Genomic DNA, 1,471 nt, shown 5'->3' on the forward strand with positions numbered 1-1,471 from the left:
CACGTCGCCCTCCGCCTGGTCGGGGGCGTCCCGCAGCCGGTCGGCGAGGTCGGACACGGCCGTGTGCAGCGCCTCCGCGCTGTGCGCGGACAGGGCGAGCAGGTGAGGGCCGGGAGCGGGCCCGGGCGGGTGGTGCGGAGCCGGCGGTGCCTCCTGCAGAACGGCGTGCGCGTTGGTGCCGCCGAACCCGAACGCGTTGACCCCGGCCGTCAGCGGACCGGGTGCCTCCCACGCACGGTGGTCGGTGACGACGGCGAAGCCGTCCGGGACGGCCGCGAGCGGCGGGTCGTGGTGCAGGGAGGCGGGCAGCTGCCGGTGGCCGAGCGCCAGCACCACCTTGACGAGGGCGGGCATGCCGGCCGCGTTGAGCAGGTGCCCGACGTTGGTCTTCACTGAGCCCAGCAGTCGCTGCCTGCCGTCCGGCAGCGGCGGAAAGGCGTGGGCGAGGGACCGCAGTTCGATGGGATCACCGACGGGCGTGCCCGTTCCGTGCGCCTCCACGTACGACACCGCGCTCCGGTCCGGCCCGGTGTCGGCGTAGGCCCTTGCGATGACCTCCCGTTGCCGCTGCGGGTTCGGCGCGAGCAGGCTCAGCGATCGCCCGTCGTTGTTGACGGCCGTGCCCCGGACCACGGCGAGCACGGGGTCGCCGGCTCGGTGGGCGTCGCCCAGCCTGGCGAGCACCAGCGCCGCGCCGCCCTCACCCGGGACGAAGCCGTCGGCGCCCGCGCTGAAGGCCCGGCACCGTCCACCGGGTGACAGCGCCTGGGTGCCCTCCAGCAGCCGGTACCCGGTCGGGGTGAGGTGGAGGTTGACGCCGCCGACCACCGCCAGGTCGCACTCCCCCGACCGGATGCTGCGGCGGGCCAGGTGCAGGGCGACCAGCGCGGACGAGCAGGCGGTGTCCACGGCGATCGCGGGTCCGTCGAGGTCGAGGTACTGCGCCACCCGGGCGGCGACCAGGTTGGGCAGGTTGCCGACCAGCGCCGCGGTGGGAAGCCGGCCGGGTGCGGCCCGGTCGAGCACTTCCCGGTAGCCGCTCTCGCCCACCGCGGCGAAGACCCCGATGCGCCGGCCGTGCCTGCGCGGCCCGGCGTGGCCGGCGCGTTCCAGCGCCTCGTAGGCGAGTTCCAGGAACAGCCGGGCCTGCGGATCCGTCGCCCTGGCCTCGTCGGCCGTCATGCCGAAGAACTCCGCGTCGAACGCGGCCGGTTCGTCGAGCCAGGCTCCCCACCTCCCGGTTCGGTCCTGCTCGTTCGGCCACCGGTCCGGCGGCACCTCGGTGACCAGGTCGTGTCCGGCGGCGAGCCGCTGCCAGAACGCCTCGGGGGTCACACCGCCGGGGAGGCGGCAGGCCATGCCGGTGATCACGACGTCGTCCGGGGCCGCGGTGCCGTCGCCCCCGCTGCGGGTGCTGTCCGGGTCGGTGCCCCGGCGTCCCGTACCGCCGGGGGTGTGCGCGACGGGCGGC

The 1,471-nt window shown here is 76.1% G+C and carries 1 protein-coding gene; it reads right to left on the reverse strand.

The window, feature by feature from the left end; translation table 11 throughout:
* The coding region (locus ACYVE9_RS26555) for a polyketide synthase (RefSeq protein WP_461030441.1) at nucleotides 1–1,471 on the reverse strand (1,471 nt) is incomplete at both ends.

This window comes from Streptomyces sparsus, from assembly GCF_054776295.1.